This is a genomic window from Pseudorhizobium xiangyangii (assembly GCF_020531965.1).
Taxonomy (GTDB): Bacteria; Pseudomonadota; Alphaproteobacteria; order Rhizobiales; family Rhizobiaceae; genus Neorhizobium; species Neorhizobium xiangyangii.
In genome coordinates this window covers 1-771 of the sequence record NZ_JAJAWH010000109.1, presented here as the reverse complement: position 1 = coordinate 771, position 771 = coordinate 1, and the positions used below count along the sequence as shown (strand labels likewise).

Annotated in this window: 2 protein-coding genes; both read right to left on the bottom strand. The window is 52.1% G+C overall.

Features of this window, described 5'->3' with window-relative positions; all coding sequences use genetic code 11:
- Position 1: 1 nt before the first annotated feature.
- On the bottom strand, positions 2-211 hold the full coding sequence (locus LH464_RS24415; RefSeq protein WP_226788984.1) for a conjugal transfer protein TraD: 210 nt from the start codon (positions 209-211) through the stop codon (positions 2-4).
- Between the two features lie 37 nt (positions 212-248).
- Positions 249-458 carry a TraC family protein gene (locus LH464_RS24410; protein ID WP_226788983.1) on the bottom strand — a complete coding sequence of 70 codons (210 nt, stop codon included), beginning with the start codon at positions 456-458 and terminating at the stop codon, positions 249-251.
- Between the last annotated feature and the right edge of the window lie 313 nt (positions 459-771).

The window sequence follows — 771 nt, the reverse complement described above, 5'->3', positions numbered from 1 at the left end:
TTCACGTTTGAAATCTTTCCTTGCCCAGTTTCACGAGCCGTTCGTATTCCGGCGTTCCTGGCTGGTGGTCTGAACCTTCGATCAGCAGCCCGAGGATAAAGGCGCGATCGGCCTTTCCGAGCCCCGCCTTTATGACGAGGCCACCGAGCATGATTTTTTGACGGGCGTCGCGTTTACGGTCATCCGTGGCGATGGCGCTCTTGTCGCGCATAAGGCGTATCAGTCTTCGTTCGAGCCGCTGGATCGGCTTAAGTGGCCGACTTGCGAAATTGCTCGGTGAGCTTTGCGAACGCCTCTCTGAACTGGTCGTCGGAAATGTCGAGATTATGAAGGCCGGCTTCCATCGCCAGTTTGCCGATACGGCTGACACCCTGTTCCTTGCGGGCCTTGATCTTGTCCCTGATTTTGGAAATCTCGGCTTCAAGGTCAGCGATCGATTTGGATGAACGTGGTGCCATGGTTTTCTTCCTGAATTGCAACTGAGGCTGATTGAATCAAAGCGACCGCCACTAGTCAATGCAATATCATTACCCAACCAATTGACGAACTGAACGGCTAAGCCAAGCCATCTATACAAAAGCCAGCCTATTCAGCTATGTAAGTCCAGGAAGGAAGAGGCGCTTGCTGCGCCAAGGTCCGAATGGCAAGCGGACTAGTCCGCTTTGGTCAGGAGGCGCAATTAGTCGTTGTATTACAACGAAGGTTTTGGTAATTGAATTTGTCCCAAATATCAATGGATGGACTGCGATGGCTATTCCTCACTTTCGGGCG

Bases quoted from the DNA above. Each gene is read 5' to 3' on its own strand.
- LH464_RS24410 (WP_226788983.1), bottom strand. From the start codon at position 458: ATGGCACCACGTTCATCCAAATCGATCGCTGACCTTGAAGCCGAGATT.
- LH464_RS24415 (WP_226788984.1), bottom strand. From the start codon at position 211: ATGCGCGACAAGAGCGCCATCGCCACGGATGACCGTAAACGCGACGCC.